This is a genomic window from Roseomonas sp. TAS13, assembly GCF_001950415.1.
Taxonomy (GTDB): Bacteria; Pseudomonadota; Alphaproteobacteria; order Acetobacterales; family Acetobacteraceae; genus Roseomonas; species Roseomonas mucosa.
This window is the reverse complement of record NZ_BDLP01000753.1, coordinates 1-797: the sequence shown is the minus strand read 5'-3', so window position 1 is coordinate 797 and position 797 is coordinate 1. Positions and strand designations below refer to the sequence as shown.

Annotated in this window: 1 protein-coding gene; it reads left to right on the top strand. The window is 69.6% G+C overall.

Going from position 1 to position 797, the window contains the following annotated elements:
* Positions 1-11: 11 nt before the first annotated feature.
* Positions 12-797 (top strand): IS66 family transposase (tnpC, locus tag ROTAS13_RS25325; protein WP_371329405.1); only part of this gene is annotated, 786 nt, incomplete at its 3' end.

The following is a 797-nucleotide window of genomic DNA, read 5'->3' as shown; positions in this document are numbered from 1 at the left end:
TTCGCCTTACGGTGGAGCTGTGCGTAGATGTGATCAAGAGACAGCGGAATGAGCAGCTGCACCACCTGCTGCTGAAATTGAAGCGTCGGCAGTTCGGGCAGAAGTCGGAACGGCTGCCGGAAGATCAGTTGCTGTTCGCGTTCGAGGAGATCGAGGCCACGCTGGCAGCCAGCGAGGCCGAGGCGGGCCAACGTTCGAAGGCACTGCGGGAACAGCAGACAAAACGCCGTCGCGGCAACCGTGGCCAGTTGCCTGCGCATCTGCCGCGCATCGAGCAGGTGGTGATGCCTGAGCGGGAGACCTGCCCCTGCTGCGATGGCCTGCTGGTGGAGATCGGCGCCGACAGCGCCGAGCGGCTCGACGTGCTGCCAACCCAGTTCCGGGTGCTGGTCACCCGGCGGCCCAAGCTGGCCTGCCGCGCCTGTCCCGGCGTGGTGCTGCAGGCGCCCGCTCCAGAGCGACTGGTGCCCGGTGGGTTGCCGACCGAGGCCACTGTCGCCCAGGTGCTGGTGGCCCGCTATGCCGACCATCTGCCGCTGTACCGTCAGGCGCAGATGCTGGCGCGGCAGGGGCTGACGCTGGGACGGGAGGTGCTGGCCGACTGGCTGGGCACCGCCGCCCAGGAGATCCGGCCGGTGGTGCCCCGCCTGCGTGAGATCCTGCTCGCCTCGCCCCGGCTGTTCGCCGACGAGACCACGCTGCCGGTGCTCGATCCCGGACGCAGCAAGGTGAAGAAGGGGTATGCCTGGGCCCTGGCGCGCGACGACCGGCCCTGGGGCGGCACGGATCCCCCGGCC